The sequence below is a fragment of the Rhodopseudomonas sp. BR0G17 genome (assembly GCF_010907025.1).
GTDB classification, from domain to species: domain Bacteria; phylum Pseudomonadota; class Alphaproteobacteria; order Rhizobiales; family Xanthobacteraceae; genus Rhodopseudomonas; species Rhodopseudomonas palustris_H.
This window is the reverse complement of record NZ_QUML01000177.1, coordinates 1-420: the sequence shown is the minus strand read 5'-3', so window position 1 is coordinate 420 and position 420 is coordinate 1. Positions and strand designations below refer to the sequence as shown.

Genomic DNA, 420 nt, shown 5'->3' with positions numbered 1-420 from the left:
GCGCTACTCGGCAGCGACGTAGTCGTCGAGCAGCGCGGTGTTCGTCTGCAGGAAGCGCTGGTCCATGTGCATGCCGATCAGCAGCGCGGCGGCGCTGCCGAGTAGCGCGGCGTCGAGCGTGTAGAGATCGACATCGCGAATGCTGCAGTCGAGACCGGCGAGCCGTTCGGCCCAGGCCGCCGAGGATGTCCTGTGGCCGCAGAATGGGCGAATGATGGTTTTCATGTGCGTGCGTCCAGGTCACAGCCGGTCGAACAGCGTGTCCGGGGCCGCGGCCAGCACGTCGCCAGCAACGCGTCGCTTCAGCGCCGACAGTTCAGCGTTCTCGTCGTCGCTGCGCGCGGCACCGCGGCCGATCAGTTCGAAAAATCGGTCCGGAACCACGCCGGAACGGAGCGCCACGCGGACGCTGCGATCGCC

General features: G+C 67.6%; 1 protein-coding gene and 1 pseudogene. Both read right to left on the bottom strand.

Annotated elements, in window-relative coordinates; genetic code table 11:
- Nucleotides 1–3: 3 nt before the first annotated feature.
- Nucleotides 4–225, bottom strand: coding sequence for a hypothetical protein (locus DY467_RS25760; RefSeq protein WP_246701653.1), 222 nt, complete (start codon nt 223–225; stop codon nt 4–6).
- 15 nt (nt 226–240) lie between these two features.
- Nucleotides 241–420, bottom strand: a pseudogene (locus DY467_RS25755) (hypothetical protein); the annotation flags it as partial.